This is a genomic window from Paenibacillus sp. FSL R5-0407, assembly GCF_038009185.1.
GTDB lineage: Bacteria > Bacillota > Bacilli > Paenibacillales > Paenibacillaceae > Fontibacillus > Fontibacillus vini.
This window is the reverse complement of sequence record NZ_JBBPAX010000002.1, coordinates 105,666-131,484: the sequence shown is the minus strand read 5'-3', so window position 1 is coordinate 131,484 and position 25,819 is coordinate 105,666. Positions and strand designations below refer to the sequence as shown.

The following is a 25,819-nucleotide window of genomic DNA, read 5'->3' as shown; positions in this document are numbered from 1 at the left end:
AGTTACAAGTTGTTACAATGGTTGTCCAAGGATAGGCAGTGAGTCTTAAATAAATAGATGGAGGTATTTTTCAACATGTCTAAAAAAGTGACGTTTGATTACAGCAAAGCTTTGCAATTTGTAGGGCAGCACGAAGTGGATAACTTGGAAGCCCAAGTCCGTGCGGCTCATGAACAATTACATAATGGGACAGGCGCCGGCTCCGATTTCCGGGGTTGGATCGATCTCCCTACGGCATATGATAAAGAAGAATTCGCCCGTATTCAGAAAGCGGCGGCCAAAATTCAAAGCGATTCCGAAGTGCTGATCGTGATCGGTATCGGCGGTTCTTACCTCGGCGCTCGCGCAGCGATCGAATCGCTCTCTCACTCGTTCTACAACATGCTTCCGAAGGATAAACGCAAAACTCCGGAAATTTACTTTGCGGGCAACAACATCAGCTCCACTTACGTGAATCATTTGCTCGACCTTATCGAAGGCAAGGATTTCTCGGTCAACGTCATCTCCAAATCGGGTACGACGACGGAGCCGGCAATCGCATTCCGTATTTTCCGCGCAGCGCTGGAGAAGAAATACGGTAAGGAAGAAGCTCGTAAACGGATCTATGCAACGACCGACCAGGAGAAGGGCGCGCTCAAAAAGCTTTCGAACGAAGAAGGCTACGAAACGTTCGTAATTCCGGACGACGTGGGCGGACGCTACTCCGTATTGACAGCAGTAGGCCTGTTGCCGATTGCCACTGCAGGCATCAGCATTGAAGATATGATGCAGGGCGCGGCTGACGCGGCCAAAGAATTCAGCAATCCGAATCTGGCGGAGAACGCAAGCTATCAATATGCTGCGGTCCGCAACGCATTGTACCGCAAAGGTAAAGTAACGGAAATTCTCGTCAATTACGAGCCTTCCCTGCATTATGTATCGGAATGGTGGAAACAACTTTTCGGCGAGAGCGAAGGCAAAGACTACAAGGGTATTTTCCCGGCAGCCGTCGACTTCTCGACCGACTTGCACTCCATGGGACAATTCATTCAGGAAGGTAATCGGAATATCTTCGAAACCGTCATCCAAGTGACCGAAGTTCCAAGCCATATTACGATCGAATCCGATCCGGCCGACCTCGACGGATTGAACTTCCTGGAAGGCAAAACATTGGATTTCGTCAACAAGAAGGCTTTCCAAGGCACTTTGTTGGCGCATACCGACGGACAGGTGCCGAATTTGGTAGTCAATGTTCCTGATTTGACTCCATATTCCTTCGGTTATCTGGTATACTTCTTTGAAAAGGCCTGCGGTATCAGCGGTTACATGATGGGCGTCAATCCGTTCGATCAACCGGGCGTAGAGGCTTACAAGAAAAACATGTTCGCTTTGCTGGGCAAACCGGGTTACGAGAAAGAAAAAGCGGAACTTGAAGCGAGACTTTCCGAATAATCGTATTATTTTCACCAAGGGCAGGAATAAAGCCGCCAGGAAGCAGTTCACCGGGGTCAACCGGTTGGGCTGCTTCTTGGCACATTCATAAGGATGGAGTCATATGTTGGAACGTTACAAAACGGTTCGCAGAGCCGGAGACAAGGAAATCGTCATTAAGAAGTCGAGATTTATCGGGCATGTAATGCCGGTGGAGAGAGAGGAAGAAGCCGTCAGCTTTATCGAAGAGATTAAGAAGCGGCATTGGAATGCTACCCACAATTGCTCGGCCTATATGATCGGCGAAAGAGACGAGATCCAGAAGCAGTCGGATGACGGTGAACCGAGCGGAACGGCCGGCAAGCCGATCCTGGAAGTGATCCGGAATCAGGGTCTAAAGAATGTTGCCATTGTCGTAACGAGATATTTCGGAGGCATTATGCTGGGAGCGGGGGGGTTGATCCGCGCCTATACGGACGGAGCCGTTGCCGCCATCGAAGCGGGGGAATCTATCACCCGCGTACTGCATCGCGAAGTATTTGTCGAGTTGGACTACACTTGGCTTGGAAAAGCCGAAAATGAGCTGAGAAACCGGGGGATTCGCACTGGTGAAACCGGGTTTGCCGACAAGGTTACATTGCTTTGTCTGCCGCTCAACGAAGAGACGGAGAGCTTTAAAGACTGGATGACCGATATGACGCAAGGGCAGGCTGTAATGACGGAAGGTGACAAGGTTTACTTTATTGAAGGGGAATAATGCCTATGGCTAGAAGAGCAGTAGAGCAGGAATTGTCGAGGGAAAGAATTATGGATGCCGCGAGACATCTGTTTATCACGAAAGGATATCGCGGGATTTCCATGAGGAGCATCGGGCAGCATTTAGGTTATAGCCACGGTTCTCTTTACTATCATTTCAAGGAAAAAGCGGAATTGTTCTATGCCATCGTCGTGCAGGATTTCAATCATCTGGCCCGGTTATGCGAACAGGTGACGAAACGCCCGCCAACCGAAGGTTTGACCAAAGCGGAACAACTGATGCTGGAATTCATCAAATTCGGTCTGGAGCATCCGCATCAGTACGAAATCATGTTTATGCTCAGGGACGAAGAAATATTGGCATATTGCAAGTCGGAGCAGGCCAAGTGCTTTGATATGTTTGACAAGATTATCCGCGGTTTTTTGAGAGAGGAAAGGCACCCGCTTGAGAGCAATCCGTCCCTTCCGCTTAGTATGTTTTTGGGAATACACGGATTTATCTCGTTTTACATTCAGGATCACCTGACCTTCGAAGAAATAATGCCCGCTGCCGTTGCCCACGTCAAAATGTTAAGTCAAAGCAGTTACCGATTAACGTCATAAGACGTTTTTGTTTTCCGCGCATACTTTACTCGTTCACACTATCATAGCTGTACTCCTTTATTACATTACTATAATAACGTAACGGACTTCCATTTCGTGATAATGAACTTTTGCAGGATTTGCCCATATTAACAAAGACGCGTTTCTCCAGGGAGATCCGCGTCTTTTGTTTTATTATCCTTCCATAATTTTGACAAGGTATTGGCGGTGCCGGGGACCGTCAAATTCACAAAAGTAAATTCCCTGCCAGCGGCCCAGCATCAATTCTCCTTCATGAATGATTACGGTTTGTGATGAACCGGTCGTGATCGCTTTCAGATGGGAGGCCGTGTTTCCTTCCGCATGCTTGTATTTCGGATGGTTCCAGGGATACACTTCGTCGAGCCTGAGAAGGACGTCATGTTTGACATCGGGATCGGCGTTTTCATTAATGGTGATGCCTGCTGTCGTATGCGGGCAATAGATAACGACAACTCCGTCTATAACTCCGCTTTTATGAACGAGCGAAATGACTTCGCGTGTAATGTCGCGCATTTCGTCCCGCTTGGACGTTGACAGTTCCACGGTATGCAGCATAAGCGATAAGCTCTCCTTTGTCTTCCGATTTACTTAGCTTTCTATATCTGTATTGTACCCATAGTCGCCTGAACCTCCAACATGAAGGGGGATATTTAAATTTATTGACGCATCCGAGCGGGTTTGGTAAAGTGTTTTTATAACATAAAACCAAGTAAGTATATAAGAATAAATAAATTTAAGTATATATGATAAGCAGGCGAAAGGAAGTGGCTCTCCCATGCATGTGGAAGTACGGAATTTGGATAAACATTTCGGCAGTTTTCACGCGGTAAAAGATGTCAGCTTCGGGATTGAAAAAGGGCAACTGATCGGGCTTCTCGGACCGAGCGGCGGAGGGAAAACATCCATTCTCCGGATGCTTGCCGGATTGGAACAGCCGGATTCAGGCGAGATCCTGTTTCACGGACAGCGGGTCAACGCGCTCGCACCGCAGGACCGCGGCATCGGCTTTGTGTTCCAAAGCTATGCGTTGTTTAAGCACATGACCGTATTCGATAACATCGCCTTCGGTTTACAAGTCAAGAAGGCTACGAAGAGCCGGATTCAGGAGCGCGTCATGGAGCTGGTGGAGCTGACCGGGCTGAAAGGCTTCGAGAAGCGCTATCCCCACCAGCTGTCAGGCGGACAGCGGCAACGCGTCGCTTTTGCTCGGGCGCTGGCTCCAGAGCCGCAATTGCTCCTGTTAGACGAGCCTTTTGCGGCGATTGACGCGAAGATCCGCCAGGAGCTTCGTTCCTGGCTGCGCGAATTAATTGAGCGCGTCGGCATTACTTCGATATTCGTGACGCATGACCAGGATGAAGCGATCGAAGTGGCGGATGAAATCATGATTATCAATGAAGGGCGTTTAGAGCAGAAAGGCTCGCCGTGGGATATTTACAAGGAACCGAACACTCCGTTCGTTGCTTCGTTCGTAGGGCAGTCCACGCTAGTCGAAAGAGCGGCCGACCTGAAAGGGTTTGAAGCGGAAGCTGGAGACGGCAAAACGCAGGCATTGATCCGTCCGGAATACCTTGAAGTAGGTTCAGAGCATGAATTTACTCTGCTATCTGCCACCGAACCGGCTGTGGTGAAGCATCTGCACTTTCGCGGAAGCGAATGGCTGGTAGAAGTGGAAGTCGGAGGTCACACCCTGACCACGTTCCGCTCGCTGGAGAAAGAAACGTTGAAGGCCGGTCAGCAGGTCCGTGTTCTGGTACACCGGGCATATCTGTTCAATGAAGAGAGAAGCTGGATCGTCGAAAACCCGCTGAAAGGCGGACCGATCAGCGTAATGATTTAAAATTGAACACTAATATTAGAATAAAAGGACCAAGGAGGCGTAAGAAATTGCCCGCTTGGTCCTTTCTTTGTATTTAAGCTCTTGCGCGAATTTCCTGGCGCATAAATAGTGCGTAGGAGATTCCGAAGCAGATGATCGTTGCTGCGATCAGCCCTGTCAATTGGGGCCAGACAAGAATAACGCTCTGCCCTAGTGGCAGCGGGCTGGCAATAGCACCAACCAGCTGATCCATCGTGAGCGGTCCCAGCGTCCGGATGCCGGGGGATAGCATCGTCGTAATGGTTTCCGAGAAGAGCTCGGTCGGGGACAGCCGGTTCAGTGTCAAAATGAGATTCATTTGACGCAACTGAGCGGCAGGGTCCGGCTGTGTACTGGAAACCGCGGTAGCGCTGTTAATCATACCGATGATCATGCCGTAAAAGATTGTAAAGAATAGCCAGACCGCAATGGACGACAAGGCTGAAGTCGCTGCTTGGCGGAAACGGATCGAGAACAGGATGGACAAGTTTAGCCAGAAGCCGATATAGATGACCGCGATCACAAGGAAGAGCACGATTCGGCAGAATTCTTCCGGCGAAGGAGGATAGCCGATCGTCAATAAGCTGAGTCCCATGACGAGAAAGCCGAGAGAGAACACGACGATGAAGATCAAGAATAAGGACGAAATGAACTTTGCGATAATGAAATCGTCACGGTATATCGGCTGCGACAGTAGGCGACCCAAGGTTCCTTTGTTCCGTTCCGAATTCACGGCGTCGAAGCCTAGTGCGATGCCGAGCAGCGGGCCCAGCCAGGACAAAAATGTGGCGAACGACGGTACGGCCAAACTGGAACTCGTCAGAGTGAACATCCTTAAAAACAGAAAGGATTCTCCATTTCCTGTTTTGTCCAGGGTGCCGTCCTGGATGGCCGTGACGGCGGAATAGATGGACCCGACGCAGGCAAGGATGATGATTCCGATGAGGATGCCGAACCGCCAACTGCGAATGTGATCGCCGATTTCTTTTTTTACCATGACCCAAAAAGAAGAGGAAGAGCCCGGTTCACGAGCTTGGGCGGGTCCGGTAGAAACGATATTAAACAAAACCTCGATTTTTTGCTTAATCTGCAGCCAATTTATCGTCATCGTTATCCCTCCCTTTCAAAGTAACGATGATAGATATCGTCCAGGCCGTATTCTTTACGACGAAGATAGGTAAGTTCCGCTTCTTCTCCGATTACGATCTCTGCAATTTTTGGCGTAAGATCACGATCGCAAACAACGGTCAGAATTTCATTGTTACGAGAGATGGATTGTACGCCTTCCAGTTCGGACAAACGATGAACCAGTTGGTCTGTCCAATGCGCCGTCCCTACCTCAATCTGGATCAGGCCGTCCTCGTTCAGAGCTTTCGACAGGGACGGGATATCTCCGGCCGCGATAAGTCTGCCTTTCACGAACAGGCCGACCCGGTCGCAAATTTGCTGAACCTGGTGAAGATGGTGCGAGGATAACAGCACGGTCAGTCCTTCGTCCCGGCTAAGGGAAGAGATGAGCTCCAACAGTTCGCGTACACCTTCCGGGTCGATCCCCAGGGTCGGTTCGTCAAGAATGATGACCTCCGGGTTTTTAATCAGGACATCGGCCAGACCAAGCCGCTGCCGCATACCCCGGGAAAAGGCGCCGACTTTTTTGCCCGCACTGGCGGCCAGACCGGTCCTTTCCAGCAGCGAAAACGCCCGCTCGGTCGATTCCGACTGAGGCAGCCCGTTCAGGCGGGCAGTATAGACCAAATTATCCAGTGCTGTCCTATCCTCGTAAAAACCGACATCATCGGGAAGATAACCGACTTTCCGCTTCACCTGGAGCGCCTCCCTGGCGGGATCATGGCCGCAGATCTTCGCCTGCCCGTCAGTAGGTTCGGTCAGACCGAGCATCATGAGAATCGTCGTCGTTTTCCCCGCTCCGTTAGGTCCAAGCAAGCCGAAAATCTCACCTTTTGCAATGTTCAGGTCCAAACGGTCCACTGCGATATGTTCACCGTATTTCTTGGTAAGCTTGGTAAGCTCGATGACCGGCATTCCCGAAGGTGTCCCTGAAATCATACCGTTTGAGCTAACGGAGTTTGTTTGTGTATGGATGGTTTTCATGCTTACCTTCTCCCGAATTTCCGGAATAGATAATAGATTCCCGCAATGACGGCTACAATGATCAGAATCCCTATCCATCCCCATAGTACGGATGATTTGACGGTGACTCTCAGATCCGCGCTCGAGCTTTTTCCCGAGGTGGAGGCGTTTAAATTAACGACATAGTCTCCAGCCAGCGATTTGCCGCTTGATTTGATAATGGCCTGCACCTGCTTGCTCTCTCCGGGTGCTACGGACGTGATATTGGACGGTTCAAATGATACCTCCCAACCCGTAGGGGCGTTCGAAGAGAAGGAGATATCCTGAAGTTCCGCCGAGCCGGTGTTTTGCACAATAAAATCCAGCTTTCGCTCCCCGCCCGCTTTAATGTCGGTACTGAGCAGATTGTTTTTTGTTGTAAACTGCATTTCATAGGTGCCGGTAATTACGGCTTCCAGTTCGGCATTTGCCGTAGTTTCCCCGCTGGATGCTGCAATGGGGATTTTGTAGGTTTCCGCTGAAACTTGCTCCGGCGGTTTTACCTCAACGGTAATTGATTTCTCCGTGTTAGGCTCTACCTCGACCGAGGTAACGCTGTTGCCATCCGCTTTGAATCTGACATCCCAGCCCATATCGGCCTGTGCGCTCAAGGCATAGGTTTGTTTCTTTGTCGTGCGGTTTTTTAGAACCGCGCTGTAAGTAAAGGTCGAGTCCGAATGCCCCTCCATGTTGGCTTGGTCCACCGTCAGTTCGGTTTTGAAGGTGCCTTGCTCGAAAACGTTCACGATGAGCGGAAGGGTAGCATCATCGGCTTTTATTTTAAAGGCGTAGCGCCCTTTATCGATTTGCAGCGGAACTTCCAGTTCCAGGTTGACACTTTGCGTATCTCCCGGTTTTACGGCAATGCGGGAAATATCCCGGCCTCCGGCAGATAAGCTGTATTTCCAGCCGGTGGATGCCGTATCGAGCGACAGAGCTGCGGAAGCCGTCGCCGCACCCCGGTTAATGACGTCGATCGAATAGGACACGGATTCGCCGGGAGCGGCGGACCATTCCAGATAAGGGGTGTACAGTTCAAGTGCGCCTGCCGCCGAAGCTTTGGAAGGTCCGAAATAAGCGCCGACAGAGAGCGTAGTGAGCAAAGTTAGCAGCAGGAACGCCGCTTTTCTGAAAGAAAGTACCATCTGGGTATTCTCCTCCTTGAATCGATAATCTGAAGGCAATCGACAAGCTCGTTACCCGGTATCTGCCTCGGCTTCTGACGGCGCAACAACGATGGGCCCCTCGTTTTAATCGCCTGCCGAAAAGTCAATTTCATACCGGAAACGTCTTGTTCTCATTGCCGGTTTCATAAGTGATACGAACGAGAGAAGGTTTTGGATTTACAGAAACGAAAAAAAAATTCGGGGTTTTCAAACGCCTTCGTTTTTGGTAAAACGAGGATAAAGAGGGAAGAGTCAAGTACGGGAGGGAAGGAGTCATGGACCCGCATGATGAAGAAATGGCGATTTCGCTGCGGGAGATGTGCGATGGATCGGTTGAAGCTTTCGATTTGTTTTACAGTGCCTATGCGCCATTTATCATGCAGGTAGCGCTTCGGCTGCTCGGGGAGAAGATGGAGGCGGAGGATATTTGTCATGAAGTATTCCTGGAGGTACTTCGGAGAGGCAAGGATTACGACCCGGCACGCGGTTCTATCCGAGCCTGGCTTGCGGTAAAAACGAGAAGCCGCTGCCTGGACAGGCTGCGGCGGAGGCAGCGAGTCGCGCCGATCGCGGAGGAGTTAGGAAAGGCCGATCCTTCCGGCGAGGATCACATCCTGTCCCGGCTGGAGCAGGAAGCGTTGCGGACGGCGATTCACGGGCTGCCGGATACCCAAAAGAAGGCGATTGTAGGATCGTATTATTCGCTGCAAACACAGAGGCAAATGGCCGAAGCCTGGAACGTTCCGATCGGCACGGTAAAATCATGGATTCGCTACGGGCTAGTGAATCTGCGCAGGCAGTTGGAACAGCAAGGCTGGAACGGTTCGTCGGAAGGAGGGAAGCGGCATGGACAGGATGGTTCAATATAACTTCATGACAACGGGAGAAAACCGAAGCGGTTCCTCTTGCTTGAAGTCCTTTTCCGAGGAAGAATGGATCGATTGGTTAATGGGACTTGGAGGAGAGGCCCGCCGAGCGGAGATGGAGGCTCATTTGTCAGCCTGTCCGTGCTGCAGAGAGATCTGCGAAGCTTGGGAGCCTCTTGTATCTCCGGACACCACAACAGATTTATCGAATGGCCCGGATTCCTGCACAAATGTCCTGCTTTCCGAATCGCTTCATCGCAGGCTGCGCCGGCGGGTTTATCTTACCAGGATTCGCTCTGCGGCCAAAAATCTGCTTGCCGTTCGTTTCAAAGGCGGAGCCCTGCTCACCGGAGCGTTCATACTGCTCATCTTTGTCGGATGGATTTTCCGGACCGGGCTGCATAACGATGAATCCTGGGGAAATTACGTGGAACGTTACGAGCCGTCAGCCATATCGGTGATGCAGAGACCCGACAGCATTTCATACCCGATGGATTGGGGGCGGCCCGAGCCGGAGGCCGGCGTCGTCTGGTATAATGAGAATTCCAGGGAGATGCTGATGCTGGTGGGGGGCCTTGTGCCGGCGGAGGACCAAGTGGTTCATGTCTGGGCCGTCAAGGCTGGAAGCCGCGATAGTCTGGGGCTGCTGCAGTATCATGCTTATCGTGCGCATTTGTACGTGAAAGACAGGGATGTTCTGGATGAGGCCGACAATATAATACTGACAATTGAGTCAAAAGAGGGCGGTCCATCGACAAGATTGCAGCAGGTTATGTTTTCTGTGGACCTGAACGGACGGGAATTAGAATAGAGTCCGGCTTCGGCAACTTTGCTATAGACAGAGAGGACGGATACGAATTGGAACAGCTTGTTTTTCTTGGAACGGGAGACGCCATGGGCGTGCCGAGAGTATATTGCGGTTGCGCCATATGTGAAGAGGCGAGAAAGGGCGGGGTAAACCGTCGATACCGTTCTCTGGTAGCGGTTGAAGGGGAGCGGGTTGACGAGAATCAAGGGAACCCGTTCCCGTTTGGCGAAGAGGAAGGGTTCCTGATTGATTGCGGCCCGGATTGGCGCAGTGCGATGGAAAGGCGGGAACAGCGCTTCGCGGGTCAAGTGTTGGTGACACATGCGCATTTCGACCATATCGGCGGTTTGCCGGAATGGGCTGACGCCTGCCGCTGGCTGGATCGGAAAGGACAGTTGTATGCGCCGCAAGAGGTGCTGGATACGATATTGCGGCAGTATCCGTGGCTGGACCGGAATCTCGATTTGCATACCGTGGATCAGGGAGTTACTTTGGCGGGTTGGAGCATCCGCGGATGGAAAGTAAACCACGGCAAGAATGGCTACTCCTATGCGTATCGACTGGAGAAGGACGGCTTCGTTTGGGCCTACTGTTCGGATTCGATTGCCCTTCCCCCCGAGCAGCGCGGGCTGTTGGCCGAATTGGATCTGCTGGTACTGGGTACAAGCTTTTACCATGAAACCGCAGAATTCTCCACCCGTTCGGTGTATGACGTAAAAGAAGCGCTTGAGCTTTTGCAGGAAATAAAACCGAAGCGGACGATTTTTACACATATGTCTCATGACATTGACCTGCGGCGGGATTACGGCTTGCCGGAAGGTGTGGAATACGCACGGACAGGGCAGACCGTTTTGCTCCGGTAAAAACGGCAATCACATTAAGAATTGAAAAAGACTTCGAGTATCACCGGTCGGGTGATATCCGAAGTCTTTTTGTTCGTTGCGTATGGTGTTTATGCTTCAGTACCAAGTACAAACTTGTCGATGACGTGCTTGACGCCATCCTCGTTGTTGCTTGCCGTGACATAGTCGGCGATTTCTTTCAGCGCCGGGATGGCATTGCCCATGGCGACGCCGAGACCGGCGGCCTCCAGCATCTCATGGTCGTTCCAGGAATCCCCGATCGCGATGCACTCCGAAAGATCGCAGCCGAAATGGTCGGCGAGGAATTTCAGCGCATGGCCTTTGGTTCCCTCATGATGCATAATTTCAAGGAATTGCGGCTTCGATTTGGTAATGTGTACGCCGTTGCCGAGCAGTTCGCGAAGCACAGGAGCGATTTCGTCCAGGTAGTCCGGATCGTCGATGATGAGCATTTTCGGCGTCGGCTGGGCGACGAGTTTGGAAAAGTCCGGTTCGATATAATATTTGGTTTTGTTCAGGTCCGTATAGTCGATAATTTTTTGGTTTTCTTCGCGGGCGTAAAGCTTGTCGTCGATATAGGTTTGCAGATGCAGATTATGCTCGATGCAATATTCAAACAGCTTCTGCGCAGCATCCTTCGGAACATAACGCTCGTACAGCACTTGCTCGTCCAGAAGATTTTTGACCAGCGCGCCTTGATAAGTAATGATAGGAACGTTCAGTCCGGTTTGGCGGGCGATCGCCTGGGCCGAGGCGTAAGCCCGTCCGGTTGCCAGAGTGACGACGGCCCCTTTCGCTACGGCCTGCTCCAGCGCCTGTTGTGTGGCAGGGGTTACTTCTTTGTCATCATTAATCAGTGTATCGTCGATGTCGATTGCAATGAGTTTATACAATGTGTTCTCTCCTTTTCGGGACGAAAGCGGCTTTCATCCTTCTGTCTCTAAAAAATTCAACTGCTTCTATTGTACCTCACAAGGCTCAGATTTCAATTCCGCGAATGGTCATTCCCGCAAAAATACATGCACATCATATCAACCGAGGCAAAATCAAGCCTGGCGCCCCTCAAAAACCGGGAAGAATGGCAAGAACAAGCTAAACCAATTCTTCCCTTTACGGGAATATATGTTCTCAGGTAGAATAAAGAAGGATTTCATATTCCAAAATGTACCAATCAATGATTCAGGGAGGGAACAAGTATGCCGAGAACGTTGCAGATCACCCCGGGAGTGATCCATTCGTCGCCGGAAAGTCTGGGGTTTGATCCAACACGTTTGAAGAAATTGGATCATCATTTTACGGGCCTGGTCGAAACGGGGAAAATCCAGGGAGCAAGCTACTTGGTGGCGCGGGATGGTCAAATCGTGGCCAATTGTGCGATAGGAAGTTTAACCTATCATGATGGAAGCCCCGGGCTGCAGCCGGATTCGATCCGGAAAGTGTATTCCATTACGAAAGCGTTTACCGCCGTTGCCATCGCCAAGCTTGCGGAAGAAGGCAAGTTATTCTATCAGCAGCCCGTCAATACTCTGATACCGGAGTTTGATACGGAGAAGCACCGGGACATAACGATTTGGCATCTGTTGACGCATACTTCGGGGTTAATGGCGGATCCGGGCTGCCAAACCGAGCCTTATCAGCTCCCTTGGTATGAATGGTGGATTCATGAGAAGAAGGAGCATAGCAAAGACGGGCGCCTGCCGGACGGAGAATGGATCCGTACGATTCTTAGCGGACGAATGTGGTGCAAGCCGGGTGAACAGTGGAATTATTGCACGGCCGGCTATGCCATTCTTGGAGAGATTATCGCCAGAGCCAGCGGAAAGTCATATGGACAATACATACAGGAAGAAATTACGGGACCGCTAGGCATGGAACGCACGTTTTTGAATACGGTTCCAGAGGAGTTTCACGCAGAGGTATGTTACGTCAACCGTTGGCAGGAGAATGAATTCCGGTCGCCACACGATATGACGGGCATCCCGGCCGCCGCAGGCAACGGTATATTTTCCACGCTGGAGGATTTGTGGAAGTTCGGGCAGTGCCTGCTTGACGAAGGCACCAGCAACGCCTACACCCTGCTCGGCAGAAGAATGGCCCGGAATTTGGTCTCCAATCAATTGAATAACGTGCCCTCGACCTGCTGGGGAGATAAGGTGAAGAATTATCCGATGTCTCTCGGCTTGAATCTGAATCATAACGATATCTGCACGCCGGGGACATTTTCTCACGAAGGTGCCGGGCATAGCGGATTGTACGTCGATCCGGTCGAGAGGCTGGTCTATGTATTCTTCGTGCCAAGCCTCACGGGATGGGTGCCTGAAGCGATTATCAATCCGAGGGCTATTGTCTGGTCGTCGCTGTTGTAGACGGGCGGAACTTGCGCTCCTATATAGAAAGGAATGGTATTCATGAATTTAACCATGAGCTTACATCATGGACGACTGGATGCGACGCCGGAAGAAGCCGGTTTCCGGCAAGAAGCATTGGACCGTCTCGACAAGCTGCTCGGAGAACTTATACAGGACCGTAAAATTCAAGGCGCTTCCTATCTCCTCGCGAGGGGAGGCAAGACATTTGCCCATACTTCAATGGGATCCCTCCGTCATACCGAGTTTAGCGGCGATCTCAAGCCGGGCTCCATTCGCGGAATCGCCTCCGTTACGAAGTGGTTTACGATGGTTGCAGTGCTGACTCTGATGGAAGAGGGCAAGCTTCATCTGACTCAGCCAATTAAAGACTGGATTCCGGAGTTCGACCACAGATTTTATGAAAAGATCAATATCACTCATCTGTTGACCCATACCTCGGGTTTGGCACCGGATATGGGATATTTTCTTGAGCCTTATCCGGTAGGCTGGTGGGATCTCGAGTTTGCCTATGCGGAGGATGAGACCGAAGACGATAAGGAAGAGAAACCGCGGCGGAGCCAGAAGGAGGAAATTGCGGAGCGCAAATCGCGATGGATCAAAGCGATGCTGGCCGGACCGCCGGTTTGTCCGCCAGGGGAGCAGTGGAACTATTGCACGGCAGGCTATATACTGCTCGGTGAAATCATTAGCCGGATCAGCGGGCAAAGTTATGAAGACTATGTTTACGAGTCGATATTACGACCGCTCGGGATGGAGAAGACCTTTTTTAACGTGCCTGAGCCTCTACATGATGAGGTTTGCGTCACTAATGACTGGGAGCTTCAAAAATTATCGCGGGATAAGGAACCCGCGTGGGCCGGGCCTCGTTCGGGCGGCGGATTATTGTCTACGCTGGAGGATTTAAATAAGTTCGGTCAAATGCTGCTAAACAAGGGCACCTATAATGGAGCCAGAATCCTGGGCCGCAAAACGGTGGAAATGCTGTCCAGGGTTCAGGTTCCGGGCGGACTTCCGGCTTTCGGTTGGGGCGAACGCCAGAAGGACAGCGAATTTGGGCTGGGCAGCTCATTGGGAAGAGTGTTTGATCCGTATAAGCCGAACACGATTTTTCATGAGGGCGCGGGGCGGTGCGCTTTGATGGTGGATCCGGATGAGGAGCTGGTAGTCGCCTTTTTTGTGCCTTCCATCGAGAGCTGGGTGCCGGAATCAATCATCAGCGTGAAAAATGTGATTTGGTCGGGCTTGCAATGAAACGCCCGTTTGGCATTATTAAGGCGGTAGGCTGGGCCACTTATAAAGAGTGGGCGGCCTTCCGCTCCCATATGGCGGTCTCCATCCTCATCGGGCCCATTTATTTTCTGGTGCAGTACTTTATCTGGAGCGCCGTCTTTTCTTCCAGGGAGACTTTGAACGGATTCACCCTGACACAAATGCTTGCTTATTACGGAATCATGTCTTGCATTAACTATCTTACCTTCGATTTCGCCGATTGGAATTTACAGATGCTGATTCGGACGGGCAAGTACGTAACCTTTGTACTGCGCCCGGTTTCTCATGTGTTTTTTGCACTATGTCAAAAAATAGGCCATCGTTCGCTAGGCTTCTGGATGGAATTTTTGCCTGTTTTTCTGATCTATCTATGGGTCTTCCGGATCGACTTGCTTCCTTCCCGGCCGATTTGGGCTGTAATCTCGGTAATTCTCGGCTTCCTGATGACATTTTTGGTGAATTACTGCATCGGTTTAACCGCCTTCTGGCTCACAAATGCCGACGGGGTGCGCAGCATGTTCCATTTGCTGCGCAATATTTCGGCAGGAGTGCTTGTCCCGCTGACCTTTTTTCCGGAGCTTATTCAGCGGGTGCTGTTCTTCCTGCCGTTTCAGTTTATGCAGTACGTGCCTGCAAGGGTATTTATCGGGGAATACGAGCTGGCCGGATTTACGATGTCCATTCCGCAAATTGTCGGACTCCAGGCATTAGCCGTGCTGTTAATGTGGGGAATCACGGCGCTGCTGATTCGTCTTGGCAACCGTAAGTTTACGGGGGTGGGCGTATGAAATCGGTTTTGAAGTGCTATGCGGCAATTATGAAGACCAAGCTGGCCGAACGGATGGCCTACCGGGCCGATTTCTTCATCAGCATCCTGATGATGCTGATCGGGGATCTCATGTTTCCGCTAGTTACGCTGCTGCTTTATAGCTCGGGGGCTTCCTTTCCGGGCTGGACGCTGCGGGAAGCGATATTGATTCAGGGGATATTCACCTTGGCGAAGGGCGTAGCGTTTCCTTTCTTCTTCGGAATCGTGTCGACGACTTTGTATCATGTACGGGAGGGCTCGTACGATATTTTTCTGTTGAAGCCAAGGTCCGTCCTGTTTATCACGATGGTTAGCTCCTTTGATATCGATGACTTCGGCAGGCTGATCAGCGGCGGGTTATTGACCGGCTGGGCGCTGTCGGGGATGATGATGCCGGGTGCGGGGGAATGGCTGCAATTCGGGGTCTTGTTCCTATGTTCGATGATTGTGCTGTTTGCGTTCTCGCTGTTCCTGTCGGGAATGCTGTTCAAATGGGTCGGGAGCAGCCGGGTTTATGAAATTTTCGACTCGGTATCCTTGTTCGGGATGTACCCGGGGAGTATTTTCTCCAAAATTTTTCAAAATGGGCTGACTTACGTCATTCCGATAACGATGATCGGATTTCTTCCGGCCGCAGCTTTGTTGGGAAGGCCGGTGGCCGGCTCCTGGGTTGCAGGCGGGGTGTGCTTCCTGTTTCTGGGGGCGGGGCTGGCCTTCTGGCATTACATGCTGCGAAACTATACTAGTGCGGGGGGTTAAGCCTTGATCATTCAAGTTCGGGAATTGCGAAAAAATTACATGACGTATCAGCGGGGCGCTTCTTTCCGGGAGACGCTAAAGAGCGTATTCAAACGCAAAGCTATTACGGTGGAAGCGGTCAAGGGGCTAACGTTCGAGGTAGCTGAAGGTGATATTGTAGGCTTCCTCGGTCCGAACGGAGCGGGAAAATCGACTACGCTGAAGATGCTTACCGGCGTGTTGCACCCCACCTCAGGCGAGGTGCAAATCCTTGGCTTTACCCCATGGAAACAGCGCAAAAAATATGTACGCAGCATAGGTGCCGTGTTCGGGCAAAAATCGCAGCTCCTATGGGATATTCCTCCGATTGATGCGTTCTATATGAACAAGGAAATATACGGTTTGGAGGAAGCGGCCTTTCGTGAAACGCTGGACCATCTGGTCGAACTGCTGGACGTATCGGAAATTATCCGGAAGCCGACTCGCCAACTGTCCCTGGGCGAACGGATGAAATGCGAATTCATCATGGCGATGCTGCATCGCCCGTCGGTCGTGTTTCTGGATGAACCGACGATCGGACTGGATGTCATCGCCAAGGAGAAGATTCGCGCGTTTATCCAGGAAATGAACTCGCAAGGGGTCACCTTTATTTTGACCACGCATGATCTTGAAGATGTTGAACAGTTGGCGCGGCGGGTAATCGTAGTCAATCACGGGGAGATTGTATTTGATGACTCGATTTCGGCCCTGCGCGGGTTCCTCGGCGCGAAGAAGACCGTTCGCATTACGACCGAAAGCGCGGCGTTATGGGACGACATCCATGGGGTCAGGGTGTTGAGCCGCGAATTGGAGACGGAGACCGAGCTGGAGCTGGATACGGATAAGCTACCGCTCAAGGAGTTCATAAGACTTGTGAATGAACGGCATACGATTATGGATATGGCCATCGATGCGCTTCCGATCGACGTCATCATCAAAGAACTGTACCAGGGAAGCTAAATACGTAAGGCCCCAGGATGCTTCATTCCTGGGGCCTTGTCCTATTTTACCAAGGGAGGGGGGATACCTTTAATCCAAGTCGATGTCTTCAATGTTGGTGAAATTTACTCTGACGCGAACCCATTCGCCTCTTCTCCTTACGCGGAGAACGATATAATTCTCAAAAACACTTAGCAGTACGCCTTCGATATCTGACCCTACAAACCGATCGACATCCACACGCCTTCCAATCCATCGCCTAGCTTGACGGCGCAGCCTCGCGATTCGGCGATTCATATTGATCTGCTCACCTCTCTTTCCTGGAATAATGCATTCTATGACTCGTGCTTCAGGTTTGATAGAGATAAAAGAGGAGATAGAATGAAAAGGGGCGTTCGGTGTCAAAAACGATGTCGGTATAATCACAATTTAAATGTTTAAATTATGCTATATTGATTTCTGAATTTGGAGGGAATTTATCGCTTTGGAGGCGGTGGGCGGATGTACAGCATATTGCAGGAGAAGATTGCGAAGCTTTTTCCGGGTTATTTCTCGATGGTAATGGCGACGGGAGCGTTGTCCATTGCGATGTATTTGTTGGGGATTCCGATCCTCCCGCGGCTTTTGCTGTATTTTAATGTGATGGTGTATGTCATGTTATGGATCCTGAATCTTATCCGCATTCTGAAATATGGCCCCCGGGTGAAAAGCGATCTGACGAGTCATTCCATGGGACCGGGATTTTTCACTTGCGTCGCCGGAACCTGCGTATTAGGAAGTCAATTTATCGTAGTGGCGCATTCTTATGCTGTTCCTGCTGTTTTGTGGATTTTGGGAATCGTGTTATGGCTGATCGTGATGTATACTTTTTTTACCGCTGTGACGGTCAGAGAGAAGAAACCCGATTTGGGAGAAGGCATTAACGGAGCCTGGTTGATCGCCGCGGTGGGAACGCAGTCGGTATCCGTCCTGGGAACCCTGTTGTCTCCGCAGATCGGCAGCGGCCGCGAAATGGTCCTGTTCTTTACGCTTTGCATGTTTCTATTGGGATGTATGCTGTATTTGAGTATCATAACGCTGATCTTTTACCGTTTTACGTTCATAGAGCTGAAATATGCCGCTTTAACCCCGCCTTACTGGATTAATATGGGGGCGGTTGCGATTGCTACCTTGGCCGGATCAACGCTGATTCTTCATGTTCAGAATATGCCGCTCCTGGTGGAAATCACGCCGTTCCTGAAAGGCTTTACGATATTCTTTTGGATTACGGGGACGTGGTGGATTCCGCTGCTCTTTATTTTGATGATTTGGCGGCATGTCGTGCACCGTTACCCGCTTACTTACGATCCGCAATTTTGGGGCATGGCGTTCCCGCTGGCTATGTATACAACGAGCACGTACCAGCTCTCGCAGGCGTTAAAGCTTCCGTTTCTAGTTGCGATCCCGCGTGTTATGGTCGTGATTGCTTTCGTTGCCTGGATAGCGGTGCTGGGCGGATTCATCCATCATCAAATCATCTCGTTCGGAAAAGCTCATTTAAAGGTGAAAGGTAATTAACCAGACCGGAAGCTGGACCGAAACTGATGGAAAAGCAAGCAAAAAACCCGGAGCGGAAAGGAATAGTGCTTCCAGCTTCGGGTTTTTGTTGTTTACATGTCTATTGATACGTTAATCTTCAAGGAAGACGAGTCCGATAAAATCGTCCATTTCCAGATTGCCGAAATAATGCTTAACATCGATTCCGGATAACGCTGCGCGGACATCGTTCTCTTCATAACGCACGCCTTTGAGCTTGTCTTCAATGTCGGTCACATCGCCGACGCCGAAGAAGTCGCCGTAGATCTTGATGCCCTGAATATGGCCGTCCTTGATATCCATCCGTAAATCGATGATACCGACCGGGAATTTCTTAGCGTGCTTCACATTGCTTTCCGGAGATAATCCGTAATTCCAATCCCAGTTCTTATAGCGCTGTTCCGAAATTTCGCGGATTTTGGCCCAGTCTGTTTCCGTCAGCTTATATTGCGGCACATCCTTCGGATCCATGCCGAAAATGTGGCGGAGCAGCTCGGAACGGAACTCCTCGATCGTCATTTTGCGGTCCAGGAAGTCGATAATGTTCGCGACGCGGCTGCGTACGGATTTCGTGCTCTTGGACTTGAATTTCTCGGGATTCGCATGCAGCGAGGCCTGTACATCTTCCAAGTTCAAGTTGAACATCAAGGTGCCGTGGCTGAACATCCGGCCGCGCGTCGCAAATTGGGCGTTGCCCGATATTTTTTGTTCCCCTACCTGAAGGTCGTTACGGCCGGTCATTTCGGCATTGACGCCGAAAGAGCGAAGAGCCTCGACTACCGGTTCGGTGAACTTGCGGAAATTATGAAACGATTGACCGTCATCCTTGGTAATAAAGCTGAAATTGAGATTGCCGAGGTCATGATATACCGCACCTCCGCCGGACAGGCGGCGAACGACTTGAATGCCGTTTTCTTTTACGTATTCGGCGTTGATTTCTTCGATCGTGTTCTGATGTTTCCCGATAATGATGGACGGAGCGTTAATATAGAACAGCAAGTAGCTGTCGTCCTCCAGTGGAAGATGTCTGAGCGCGTATTCTTCGATGGCCAGATTGAGTGACGCATCGGTAATTCCCTGATTGTCGATAAACAGCATGGATCTCTGGTCCCCCATTTGCTATGGATTGGTAACGATTTTCTATATCCTATTGTAAACCAAATAATCCGCGAAATGAAAGACGGTCCTGTGATCATCTGCTTATTCCGTCTTGATTTCACGTCAGGGTGTGATAGACTTCACCTAAAAGTGTGTGTTCAAAAAGTCGGCTTTTCAGCACCGAGAAGGTTGCGAGAACCCGAAGAAGGAGGAACGGAGTGTAGGCAAAACCTACATGAGTACCGGAGTTCGAGGGTGAACGGAAGATTCGATGTCGATTCAACGACTTGAAATGCTTCGTGATCAAAAGATGACTTTTTAAACTACCGCAAAAAGTGTGTGTTCAAAAAGTCGGCTTTTCAGCACCGAGAAGGTTGCGAGAACCCGAAGAAGGAGGAACGGAGTGTAGGCAAAACCTACATGAGTACCGGACTTCGAGGGTGAACGGAAGATTCGATGTTGATTTAACGACTTGAAATGCTTCGTGATCAAAAGATGACTTTTTAAACTACCGCTAAAAGTGTGTGTTCAAAAAGTCGGCTTTTCAGCACCGAGAAGGTTGCGAGAACCCGAAGAAGGAGGAACGGAGTGTAGGCAAAACCTACATGAGTACCGGACTTCAAGGGTGAACGCAAGATTCGATGTCGATTCAACGACTTGAAATGCTTCGTGATCAAAAGATGACTTTTTAAACTACCGCTAAAAGTTGTGTTCATTTGGGTAGGAAAGAGGAGAGTTTATGATACTGGAAGTTTACGGGCACGGCGGGGATTTACGGACGGCTTCCGCCAGATACGGGATACCTGCGGATCAATTTATCGACTTCAGCGCCAATATCAATCCGCTGGGACCTCCGCCGGGGTTGTTCGACCGGTTACGCGAAGCGCTGCCGACAATAACGAGTTACCCGGACCCGGGCCACAGGGCATTCGTTTCGCGCTTAGCGGACACGCTCGATACGGAGGAAGCCGGTCTGGTTACCGGGAACGGGGCGGCTGAAAACATGGCGCTCGCTCTGCTGGCTCTAAAGCCGGAGAAGGTTGGGGTTGTTGAACCGTGTTTCTCGGAATATAAGACATTATCGGAACAATTCGGAGCGCAGGTTCTGTCGGCATACGGAAGAGAAGAACTGGATTTTAAAGCATCGCCTGAAGAAGTGGAAGAGCTGATCAGTGAAAGTGACCTCGTATTTATCGGACAGCCAAACAATCCGAACGGCGTCCAGTACAGCCTGGATGAGCTGCGGCGATTCGCCGAGGCGGGGGAGCGTTGCCGTACATATATCGTGGTCGACGAAGCGTTTATTGATTTTATTCCGGGATCGGAAAGAAAGTCGCTGCTTAAGGAGATCGGACGCTATCCGCGCTTGATTCTGATCCGGTCGATGACGAAGTTTTATGCAATTCCGGGACTGCGTCTCGGTTATGCCGTTGCTCATCCGGAGACGGCGGCAGCGATGCGGGGAAAGCAGGTGACCTGGAGCGTTAATTCGCTGGCCCTGATTGCGGGAGAAGCTTGTCTTGCCGCTGGACAAGAGTATGAGGAGGAGACGATTTCGCAGATTGCCCGGCAGCGGGCGATGCTGCGGAAGGAACTGGACGGAATGGGGTGCCGGACTTGGCCCGGCGAGGCCAATTTCCTGCTTGTGCGTTTGCCCGGGGACTGGACGGCTGCGGGGATGCAGGCGGCATTAGGAGCTAAGGGGATATTGGTGCGTAGCTGCGCCATGTATCCAGGGCTCGGGGAGCGGGATATCCGGATTGCCGTGAAAGACCGGGATGCTTGCATTAAGCTGCTAGATGCTTTGAAGCAAGTGCTGAATGGAGAGGGAGGAAAATAGAGATGGCTACGCCTTTTTTGAAAACCGGCGAAAGCGGGAGCTATGAATCGGCCGTGTGGCCGGGCTTGAAGCTGACCCGGGGAGACCGCCATATTTTGCTGGAAGCTCCAGCGGTAATGGATGGATTGGGAAGCTCTGTCTATGGCGGCGGCATGACGCCGCTGAGACGGATCGTCAACATCTATGTGGATCGTTTTTACCGGTGCGATGATCCGGAAAGAGATATTGCCGATAGTCTAAGAGCTTGGGGGTATCCTTCAATGGATACGGCAGGCCTGCTTACCGCGGTCCAATTGCGACACGCCTCCGTTGCGGAGGAACGGTGCGACGATTACGCCGTGTTCTGCTGCGCCACGGCCGGGGTATCCAATGCGGCTCGTGCGGGCGTGAAGCGGACGACGTTCCCGGCTTCCTGGACGCCGGGAACGATCAATTTGATGCTGGCGGTCGACGGCCGAATGACGCCGGGAGCGATGGTGAACGCCATCATCACGGCAACCGAGGCGAAGGCCGCCGCGCTTAGCGATCTCGGCGTGCGCGACGCCGAGACGGGCCTTCCGGCCACCGGCACCACGACCGATGCGGTCGTGCTCGGCGTAAGCCAGCGGCCGGATTGGCCGCTGCTGCACAGCTACGCCGGCACCGCAACGGACCTTGGCGGCACGGTGGGCCGCCTGGTCTATGCCGCCGTGAGCGAGTCGCTGCGCGTAGCGGCGGAGGCGCGCGCTTGACGGCGGCGTGGTGGGTGCTGCCGGTCGCGTATGCGCTGGACCGGCTGCTTGGCGACCCGCGCTGGCTTCCTCATCCCGTTATCGGGATGGGGAAGGCGATCCGGCGGGTCGAGGCGGCGATTCGCCGCCTGTTTCCTCCCCGCGCCTACAAGGCGGCGGGGGGGCTGTTGCCGCTCGTTATAGCGGGCGGCAGCTTTGCATTGACCTGGGCCGTGCTGCGCCTGCTGGCCGGGATCAACCCGTGGCTCGCCGCTGCGGCCGAAGCCGCGCTCATCTGGACGACGATCGCGGCCAAGGGGCTGCGGGACGCCGGGATGGAGGTGTGCGGCCATCTGCGCAATGGCGACCTGCCTGCTGCCCGTCGATCGCTAGGCATGATCGTCGGCCGCGATACCGAGCAGCTTGATTCGCCCGAAGTGGCTCGCGGCGCGGTAGAAACCGTGGCCGAAAACATCGTCGACGCGGTCGTGTCGCCGCTGTTCTTCGCCCTGCTGGGCGGAGCTCCGCTGGCGATGGCTTACCGGGCGGTAAATACCCTTGATTCGATGGTCGGTTACAAGAATGACAAATACATACATCTCGGTTGGGCATCCGCCCGCCTGGACGATATCGCAAACCTCATTCCCGCCCGATTGACCGCGCTAATGCTCATCTTCGCTTCCTGGTGCTTGAGATTTGACGCCGCCGGCGCATGGCGGTCCGTGCGGCGGGACGCCCGCTCGCATCCAAGCCCGAACAGCGGCTATCCGGAAGCGGCGGTGGCCGGAGCGCTCGGCATCCGGCTTGGCGGGGAGAACTCCTATCATGGTGTCAAATCGTTCCGGAGTTACATGGGCGACAAAACGCGGGAACTGGAGCCCGATGATATTTCAAGAGCGTCCAGGCTGATGTTCTTCGTATCCGGATTGTTCATCCTGCTGGCAACCGGGGTATGGATTTGGGTGACCGGCGGTCCAGCCTGGATTTGAAGGAGGAAGCGTGATGGAGTTATGGCTGGTTCGTCACGGCAAGACAGAGTGGAACTTAGCGCATAAATATCAGGGAAATAGTGATCCGGACCTGCTGCCCGGGGACACTTCGGGACTGTCCTCTTTGCAGGCGTTGCTGGCGGGGATCTCCTTCTCCGCCGTATATTGCAGTGATCTCAGGCGCTGCAGGAGCACATTGGAATATTTGCGCCCGGATTTAAAAGCTGCTACCCATTATGACGCGCGGCTCAGAGAGATGAATTTCGGAGAATGGGAAGGCCGGACGTATGAGCAGCTTAAGCACAACCCGCATTACCGCAACTGGATTGACAGCCCCCAAACCGTCGTGCCACCGGGCGGTGAATCGTGGCCGGAATTTGAAGGTCGGATTCGGGAATTTGCCGGTGAGGTGGCAGTAGATTATCGCAAGCACCGAGCTAAAAGGCTGGCGGATGACCCCTGTCTGATCGTAACCCATGGGGGCGTTATTTCCATGCTGGGTACAATCCTGAAGCCGGGAACCGATTTCTGGGACGCCAAATACAAGATCTCGACGGGGGAAGTGCTGAAATTAAAGGTTTGAAATTAAGTGAAGTGTCCACTTTTAAGTGGGCATTTTTAATTTAAATATAATTCATACTTGACAGGTGTGAATAATGGGTTTAATATTCGTGATATAAAATCTTTTATCAATCATTTTCTTAGTGCTAAGAGAATACCGGGCAGCCGATTGGATCACCAAAGGCTCCTGAAAGAATCCCTCACGGGATTGCTTTCGGGGGCCTTTTGCGCATGCCGGGAATGCGGATGTACGAGTGAAAATGTTGGTTCCGAACCCGGAACTCAAACAGGGAATACTTTCGGGTTCGATTGGAGGAGCATGAATTTTACAAAAGGGGATGGGGCCGTCATTAGCAGATGCAACGCCGAGTTGGAGTTGATGGAGGAAGCGGATTGGCTGTTCCGGAGAATGGTCAGACGATTCGTGAAGGAACGGGACAAAGTTGAAGTCGAGGGGATCTCGCTGCCCGGTTTGCTGGTATTGCAAAAAATGATCCGGGAAGGCCCCCAGCGTCTTGGGGATTTGGCTGAAGAGCTGGACTTCACCTCGGGTGCCGTGACCGGACTTTGCGACAAGTTGGAGAGAAAAGGGTTCGCCCTGAGAATCCGGCGGGACAGCGACCGCAGGTCGGTATGGCTTGATATTACTACGCAGGGCAGGGAATTCGTGAGCCGCAATCGAAACATCGGCACCCGGTGCATTGCGATTTTGTTTGAGGAATTATCGGTGGAGGAGCTGGGGCAAGTCCATGATCTGTTCAAAGGATTGATCGACCGGCTGGAACATTTTTCAGATACGTTGAACTCCCTTGCGGAGAGCAATTTACGGCAACCATCGGTTCATTCCACCGGTGTTCGGCCTGAAGATATCGATGAACAAACGGCCGGAGAAGAGAAACGGCAGGGGAAATATCTATCTTACTAAAGGGGCGGTATAAATGGGACATCCGACAATATATCCTACGGGAGCAACGGTATACAAACCGGAGAAAGCATGGAGCGGTTACACGATCTATCAGGCGGCGGACACGGGAGCGCTGCTGATCGACATGAGCGGAAAGGAGGTTCATCTGTGGAAGGGCCTGCGCGGATTCCCCAACAAGGTGTTTCCGGGAGGCTACGTGCTCGGGAGCACGGCTGAACGGGACCCCAAGCACGGTTTTCAGGACGAGGCCGACCTGGTTCAGGTCGATTGGGACGGCAACATCGTATGGCGTTTCAATCGCCATGAATGGATCGAGGATCCCGGGCATGAACCGCAGTGGATGGCGAGAGCCCATCACGATTACCAGCGAAGTGGCAATCCCGTAGGGTATTATGTTCCCGGCGCCGACCCGGAAGTTGGTGGGGGAAACACGCTAATTCTGGTTCATAAAAATGTGCACAACCCGAAAATCTCAGATAAGTTGCTGTTGGACGATTCGATTATTGAAGTGGACTGGGAAGGAAACATTGTCTGGGAATGGAACTGCCATGAGCATTTCGACGAACTCGGCTTTGACGAGCAGGCTAAAAACGTGTTGTTCCGCGATCCGAACACCCGGTTCTTCGGCGATGAATCGGGAGACTGGATGCATATCAATTCCATCTCGGTGCTCGGACCGAACCGGTTCTATGATGCGGGAGACGAGCGGTTCCATCCCGACAATATTATCTGGGACGCCAGAGAGAGCAACATTATAGCTATCGTTGACAAAAAGACCGGAGCGATCGTCTGGCGGTTAGGCCCGGATTATTCGGCTCCCGAATTTAAGCATCTGGGCTGGATTATCGGGCAGCATCATGCTCACTTGATTCCCCGGGGATTGCCGGGCGAAGGCAATCTGCTCCTGTTTGACAACGGCGGCTGGGCCGGGTACGGCGCTCCGAATCCGGCTTCTCCAATCGGCCAAAAGAACGCGGTTCGGGACCATTCCCGCATTTTGGAGATCGATCCGGTCACTCTCGAAATCGTGTGGCAGTATACTCCGACCGAGGCCGGATTTATTGCCCCGCTGGACTCTTATCGTTTCTATAGTCCTTATATCAGTTCCGCCCAGCGGCTGCCAAACGGGAACACGCTGATTACGGAAGGGGCGGACGGACGGATTTTCGAAGTGACCCGGGAGCATGAGCTGGTTTGGGAATATATTTCACCTTACAAAAATAAACGGAACTCCAATATGGTGTATCGCGCTTATCGCGTGCCTTACGAGTGGGTGCCTCAGCTTTCGCGTCCGGTCGAACAGGCGATTGAACCGTTGGACGTGGCTAGCTTCCGGGTTCCGGGTGCCGCTGGGACGGGTGCCGAATCCGTTGCTGTTGTGGACGGCACGATCTCTTACGAGGATGGAGCTCTGTGTGTCGCCCGCATCGACGAGCGGCCTCAGAACAAAGAAGAATAATTAAAGGAGGGGAAAGGAC

The 25,819-nt window shown here is 52.0% G+C and carries 26 protein-coding genes; 19 read left to right on the top strand and 7 right to left on the bottom strand.

Annotated elements, in window-relative coordinates; genetic code table 11:
- Positions 1 to 75 precede the first annotated feature (75 nt).
- The 3 genes from NYE70_RS20015 to NYE70_RS20005 all read left to right on the top strand — a co-directional run bounded on the left by NYE70_RS20015 (position 76) and on the right by NYE70_RS20005 (position 2,769).
- On the top strand, positions 76 to 1,431 hold the full coding sequence (locus NYE70_RS20015) for a glucose-6-phosphate isomerase (protein WP_211021871.1): 1,356 nt from the start codon (positions 76 to 78) through the stop codon (positions 1,429 to 1,431).
- Between the two features lie 103 nt (positions 1,432 to 1,534).
- Complete coding sequence (locus NYE70_RS20010) at positions 1,535 to 2,167, top strand: YigZ family protein (protein WP_341047736.1); 633 nt, start codon at positions 1,535 to 1,537, stop codon at positions 2,165 to 2,167.
- Between the two features lie 5 nt (positions 2,168 to 2,172).
- On the top strand, positions 2,173 to 2,769 hold the full coding sequence (locus NYE70_RS20005) for a TetR/AcrR family transcriptional regulator (RefSeq protein WP_211021875.1): 597 nt from the start codon (positions 2,173 to 2,175) through the stop codon (positions 2,767 to 2,769).
- A 174-nt stretch (positions 2,770 to 2,943) separates the two neighbouring features.
- Here the strand turns inward: NYE70_RS20005 and NYE70_RS20000 are convergent, their stop codons facing one another.
- Entirely contained in the window at positions 2,944 to 3,345 is a 402-nt protein-coding gene (locus NYE70_RS20000; RefSeq protein ID WP_211021877.1) for a secondary thiamine-phosphate synthase enzyme YjbQ, read from the bottom strand.
- A 220-nt stretch (positions 3,346 to 3,565) separates the two neighbouring features.
- Between NYE70_RS20000 and NYE70_RS19995 the strand changes: the two genes are divergently transcribed.
- Positions 3,566 to 4,630, top strand: a complete 1,065-nt coding sequence (locus NYE70_RS19995; RefSeq protein WP_341047733.1) for a sulfate/molybdate ABC transporter ATP-binding protein — start codon at positions 3,566 to 3,568, stop codon at positions 4,628 to 4,630.
- A gap of 73 nt (positions 4,631 to 4,703) precedes the next feature.
- Here the strand turns inward: NYE70_RS19995 and NYE70_RS19990 are convergent, their stop codons facing one another.
- From NYE70_RS19990 to NYE70_RS19980, 3 genes are all read right to left on the bottom strand, one after another.
- Positions 4,704 to 5,645 carry an ABC transporter permease gene (locus NYE70_RS19990; protein WP_341048938.1) on the bottom strand — a complete coding sequence of 314 codons (942 nt, stop codon included), beginning with the start codon at positions 5,643 to 5,645 and terminating at the stop codon, positions 4,704 to 4,706.
- A gap of 113 nt (positions 5,646 to 5,758) precedes the next feature.
- A complete protein-coding gene (locus tag NYE70_RS19985) occupies positions 5,759 to 6,715 on the bottom strand; it encodes an ABC transporter ATP-binding protein (protein ID WP_341048937.1) in 957 nt (318 codons plus the stop codon).
- A 47-nt stretch (positions 6,716 to 6,762) separates the two neighbouring features.
- The gene (locus tag NYE70_RS19980) at positions 6,763 to 7,923 is read right to left on the bottom strand and encodes a COG1470 family protein (protein ID WP_341047731.1); all 1,161 of its coding nucleotides are present in this window, start codon (positions 7,921 to 7,923) and stop codon (positions 6,763 to 6,765) included.
- Between the two features lie 296 nt (positions 7,924 to 8,219).
- Between NYE70_RS19980 and NYE70_RS19975 the strand changes: the two genes are divergently transcribed.
- From NYE70_RS19975 to NYE70_RS19965, 3 genes are read left to right on the top strand one after another with little or no spacing between them, the layout of a single operon-like run.
- Positions 8,220 to 8,813, top strand: coding sequence for an RNA polymerase sigma factor (locus tag NYE70_RS19975; RefSeq protein ID WP_341047730.1), 594 nt, complete (start codon positions 8,220 to 8,222; stop codon positions 8,811 to 8,813).
- A complete protein-coding gene (locus NYE70_RS19970; protein WP_341047728.1) occupies positions 8,791 to 9,621 on the top strand; it encodes an anti-sigma factor in 831 nt (276 codons plus the stop codon). Before NYE70_RS19975 ends, NYE70_RS19970 begins: the two co-directional genes overlap by 23 nt.
- A 47-nt stretch (positions 9,622 to 9,668) precedes the next feature.
- The gene (locus tag NYE70_RS19965; RefSeq protein ID WP_341047726.1) at positions 9,669 to 10,481 is read left to right on the top strand and encodes an MBL fold metallo-hydrolase; all 813 of its coding nucleotides are present in this window, start codon (positions 9,669 to 9,671) and stop codon (positions 10,479 to 10,481) included.
- A gap of 89 nt (positions 10,482 to 10,570) precedes the next feature.
- Here the strand turns inward: NYE70_RS19965 and NYE70_RS19960 are convergent, their stop codons facing one another.
- Positions 10,571 to 11,374 carry a Cof-type HAD-IIB family hydrolase gene (locus tag NYE70_RS19960; RefSeq protein WP_213656019.1) on the bottom strand — a complete coding sequence of 268 codons (804 nt, stop codon included), beginning with the start codon at positions 11,372 to 11,374 and terminating at the stop codon, positions 10,571 to 10,573.
- 303 nt (positions 11,375 to 11,677) lie between these two features.
- Here NYE70_RS19960 and NYE70_RS19955 point away from each other — a divergent pair, with 303 nt between their 5' ends.
- Genes NYE70_RS19955 through NYE70_RS19935 form a run of 5 tightly spaced genes read left to right on the top strand, consistent with a single transcriptional unit; the run spans position 11,678 to position 16,664 of the window.
- The gene (locus NYE70_RS19955; RefSeq protein WP_213656020.1) at positions 11,678 to 12,847 is read left to right on the top strand and encodes a serine hydrolase domain-containing protein; all 1,170 of its coding nucleotides are present in this window, start codon (positions 11,678 to 11,680) and stop codon (positions 12,845 to 12,847) included.
- A 42-nt stretch (positions 12,848 to 12,889) separates the two neighbouring features.
- Positions 12,890 to 14,101 (top strand): serine hydrolase domain-containing protein, encoded by a 1,212-nt coding sequence (locus tag NYE70_RS19950; protein WP_341047722.1) that lies wholly within the window; start codon positions 12,890 to 12,892, stop codon positions 14,099 to 14,101.
- Positions 14,098 to 14,907, top strand: coding sequence for an ABC transporter permease (locus NYE70_RS19945; RefSeq protein ID WP_211021899.1), 810 nt, complete (start codon positions 14,098 to 14,100; stop codon positions 14,905 to 14,907). The genes NYE70_RS19950 and NYE70_RS19945 overlap by 4 nt, the downstream gene beginning before the upstream one ends.
- Positions 14,904 to 15,686, top strand: a complete 783-nt coding sequence (locus tag NYE70_RS19940) for an ABC transporter permease (protein WP_341047721.1) — start codon at positions 14,904 to 14,906, stop codon at positions 15,684 to 15,686. Before NYE70_RS19945 ends, NYE70_RS19940 begins: the two co-directional genes overlap by 4 nt.
- Before the next feature lie 3 nt (positions 15,687 to 15,689).
- Positions 15,690 to 16,664 carry an ABC transporter ATP-binding protein gene (locus NYE70_RS19935; protein WP_341047719.1) on the top strand — a complete coding sequence of 325 codons (975 nt, stop codon included), beginning with the start codon at positions 15,690 to 15,692 and terminating at the stop codon, positions 16,662 to 16,664.
- A gap of 69 nt (positions 16,665 to 16,733) precedes the next feature.
- Here NYE70_RS19935 and NYE70_RS19930 read toward each other — a convergent pair whose 3' ends face one another.
- Entirely contained in the window at positions 16,734 to 16,940 is a 207-nt protein-coding gene (locus NYE70_RS19930; RefSeq protein ID WP_211021904.1) for an acetyl-CoA acetyltransferase, read from the bottom strand.
- Between the two features lie 204 nt (positions 16,941 to 17,144).
- Here NYE70_RS19930 and NYE70_RS19925 point away from each other — a divergent pair, with 204 nt between their 5' ends.
- On the top strand, positions 17,145 to 18,200 hold the full coding sequence (locus NYE70_RS19925) for a tellurite resistance/C4-dicarboxylate transporter family protein (RefSeq protein WP_290406900.1): 1,056 nt from the start codon (positions 17,145 to 17,147) through the stop codon (positions 18,198 to 18,200).
- Between the two features lie 111 nt (positions 18,201 to 18,311).
- Here NYE70_RS19925 and NYE70_RS19920 read toward each other — a convergent pair whose 3' ends face one another.
- Positions 18,312 to 19,316 (bottom strand): lipoate--protein ligase, encoded by a 1,005-nt coding sequence (locus tag NYE70_RS19920; protein WP_341048936.1) that lies wholly within the window; start codon positions 19,314 to 19,316, stop codon positions 18,312 to 18,314.
- 739 nt (positions 19,317 to 20,055) lie between these two features.
- Here NYE70_RS19920 and cobD point away from each other — a divergent pair.
- The 6 genes from cobD to NYE70_RS19890 all read left to right on the top strand — a co-directional run bounded on the left by cobD (position 20,056) and on the right by NYE70_RS19890 (position 25,800).
- On the top strand, positions 20,056 to 21,156 hold the full coding sequence (cobD, locus tag NYE70_RS19915) for a threonine-phosphate decarboxylase CobD (protein WP_211021908.1): 1,101 nt from the start codon (positions 20,056 to 20,058) through the stop codon (positions 21,154 to 21,156).
- Positions 21,157 to 21,158: 2 nt separating this feature from the next.
- The gene (locus tag NYE70_RS19910; RefSeq protein ID WP_341047717.1) at positions 21,159 to 21,887 is read left to right on the top strand and encodes an adenosylcobinamide amidohydrolase; all 729 of its coding nucleotides are present in this window, start codon (positions 21,159 to 21,161) and stop codon (positions 21,885 to 21,887) included.
- Positions 21,884 to 22,855: an adenosylcobinamide-phosphate synthase CbiB gene (gene cbiB / locus NYE70_RS19905; protein ID WP_341047716.1), complete on the top strand. Its 972-nt coding sequence runs from the start codon at positions 21,884 to 21,886 to the stop codon at positions 22,853 to 22,855. The genes NYE70_RS19910 and cbiB overlap by 4 nt, the downstream gene beginning before the upstream one ends.
- 13 nt (positions 22,856 to 22,868) lie before the next feature.
- Entirely contained in the window at positions 22,869 to 23,438 is a 570-nt protein-coding gene (locus NYE70_RS19900) for a histidine phosphatase family protein (RefSeq protein WP_211021914.1), read from the top strand.
- 297 nt (positions 23,439 to 23,735) lie between these two features.
- Positions 23,736 to 24,341 carry a MarR family winged helix-turn-helix transcriptional regulator gene (locus NYE70_RS19895; RefSeq protein ID WP_211021916.1) on the top strand — a complete coding sequence of 202 codons (606 nt, stop codon included), beginning with the start codon at positions 23,736 to 23,738 and terminating at the stop codon, positions 24,339 to 24,341.
- A 13-nt stretch (positions 24,342 to 24,354) separates the two neighbouring features.
- The gene (locus NYE70_RS19890; protein ID WP_213656027.1) at positions 24,355 to 25,800 is read left to right on the top strand and encodes an aryl-sulfate sulfotransferase; all 1,446 of its coding nucleotides are present in this window, start codon (positions 24,355 to 24,357) and stop codon (positions 25,798 to 25,800) included.
- Positions 25,801 to 25,819 lie beyond the last annotated feature (19 nt).

Excerpts from the sequence above, each read along its gene's own strand:
- NYE70_RS20015 (WP_211021871.1), top strand. The coding sequence starts at position 76 with ATGTCTAAAAAAGTGACGTTTGATTACAGCAAAGCTTTGCAATTTGTA.
- NYE70_RS20010 (WP_341047736.1), top strand. The coding sequence starts at position 1,535 with ATGTTGGAACGTTACAAAACGGTTCGCAGAGCCGGAGACAAGGAAATC.
- NYE70_RS20005 (WP_211021875.1), top strand. The coding sequence starts at position 2,173 with ATGGCTAGAAGAGCAGTAGAGCAGGAATTGTCGAGGGAAAGAATTATG.
- NYE70_RS20000 (WP_211021877.1), bottom strand. The coding sequence starts at position 3,345 with ATGCTGCATACCGTGGAACTGTCAACGTCCAAGCGGGACGAAATGCGC.
- NYE70_RS19995 (WP_341047733.1), top strand. The coding sequence starts at position 3,566 with ATGCATGTGGAAGTACGGAATTTGGATAAACATTTCGGCAGTTTTCAC.
- NYE70_RS19990 (WP_341048938.1), bottom strand. The coding sequence starts at position 5,645 with ATGGTAAAAAAAGAAATCGGCGATCACATTCGCAGTTGGCGGTTCGGC.
- NYE70_RS19985 (WP_341048937.1), bottom strand. The coding sequence starts at position 6,715 with ATGATTTCAGGGACACCTTCGGGAATGCCGGTCATCGAGCTTACCAAG.
- NYE70_RS19980 (WP_341047731.1), bottom strand. The coding sequence starts at position 7,923 with ATGGTACTTTCTTTCAGAAAAGCGGCGTTCCTGCTGCTAACTTTGCTC.
- NYE70_RS19975 (WP_341047730.1), top strand. The coding sequence starts at position 8,220 with ATGGACCCGCATGATGAAGAAATGGCGATTTCGCTGCGGGAGATGTGC.
- NYE70_RS19970 (WP_341047728.1), top strand. The coding sequence starts at position 8,791 with ATGGACAGGATGGTTCAATATAACTTCATGACAACGGGAGAAAACCGA.
- NYE70_RS19955 (WP_213656020.1), top strand. The coding sequence starts at position 11,678 with ATGCCGAGAACGTTGCAGATCACCCCGGGAGTGATCCATTCGTCGCCG.
- NYE70_RS19950 (WP_341047722.1), top strand. The coding sequence starts at position 12,890 with ATGAATTTAACCATGAGCTTACATCATGGACGACTGGATGCGACGCCG.
- NYE70_RS19945 (WP_211021899.1), top strand. The coding sequence starts at position 14,098 with ATGAAACGCCCGTTTGGCATTATTAAGGCGGTAGGCTGGGCCACTTAT.
- NYE70_RS19940 (WP_341047721.1), top strand. The coding sequence starts at position 14,904 with ATGAAATCGGTTTTGAAGTGCTATGCGGCAATTATGAAGACCAAGCTG.
- NYE70_RS19930 (WP_211021904.1), bottom strand. The coding sequence starts at position 16,940 with ATGAATCGCCGAATCGCGAGGCTGCGCCGTCAAGCTAGGCGATGGATT.
- NYE70_RS19925 (WP_290406900.1), top strand. The coding sequence starts at position 17,145 with ATGTACAGCATATTGCAGGAGAAGATTGCGAAGCTTTTTCCGGGTTAT.
- NYE70_RS19920 (WP_341048936.1), bottom strand. The coding sequence starts at position 19,316 with ATGCTGTTTATCGACAATCAGGGAATTACCGATGCGTCACTCAATCTG.
- cobD (WP_211021908.1), top strand. The coding sequence starts at position 20,056 with ATGATACTGGAAGTTTACGGGCACGGCGGGGATTTACGGACGGCTTCC.
- NYE70_RS19910 (WP_341047717.1), top strand. The coding sequence starts at position 21,159 with ATGGCTACGCCTTTTTTGAAAACCGGCGAAAGCGGGAGCTATGAATCG.
- NYE70_RS19900 (WP_211021914.1), top strand. The coding sequence starts at position 22,869 with ATGGAGTTATGGCTGGTTCGTCACGGCAAGACAGAGTGGAACTTAGCG.
- NYE70_RS19895 (WP_211021916.1), top strand. The coding sequence starts at position 23,736 with ATGAATTTTACAAAAGGGGATGGGGCCGTCATTAGCAGATGCAACGCC.
- NYE70_RS19890 (WP_213656027.1), top strand. The coding sequence starts at position 24,355 with ATGGGACATCCGACAATATATCCTACGGGAGCAACGGTATACAAACCG.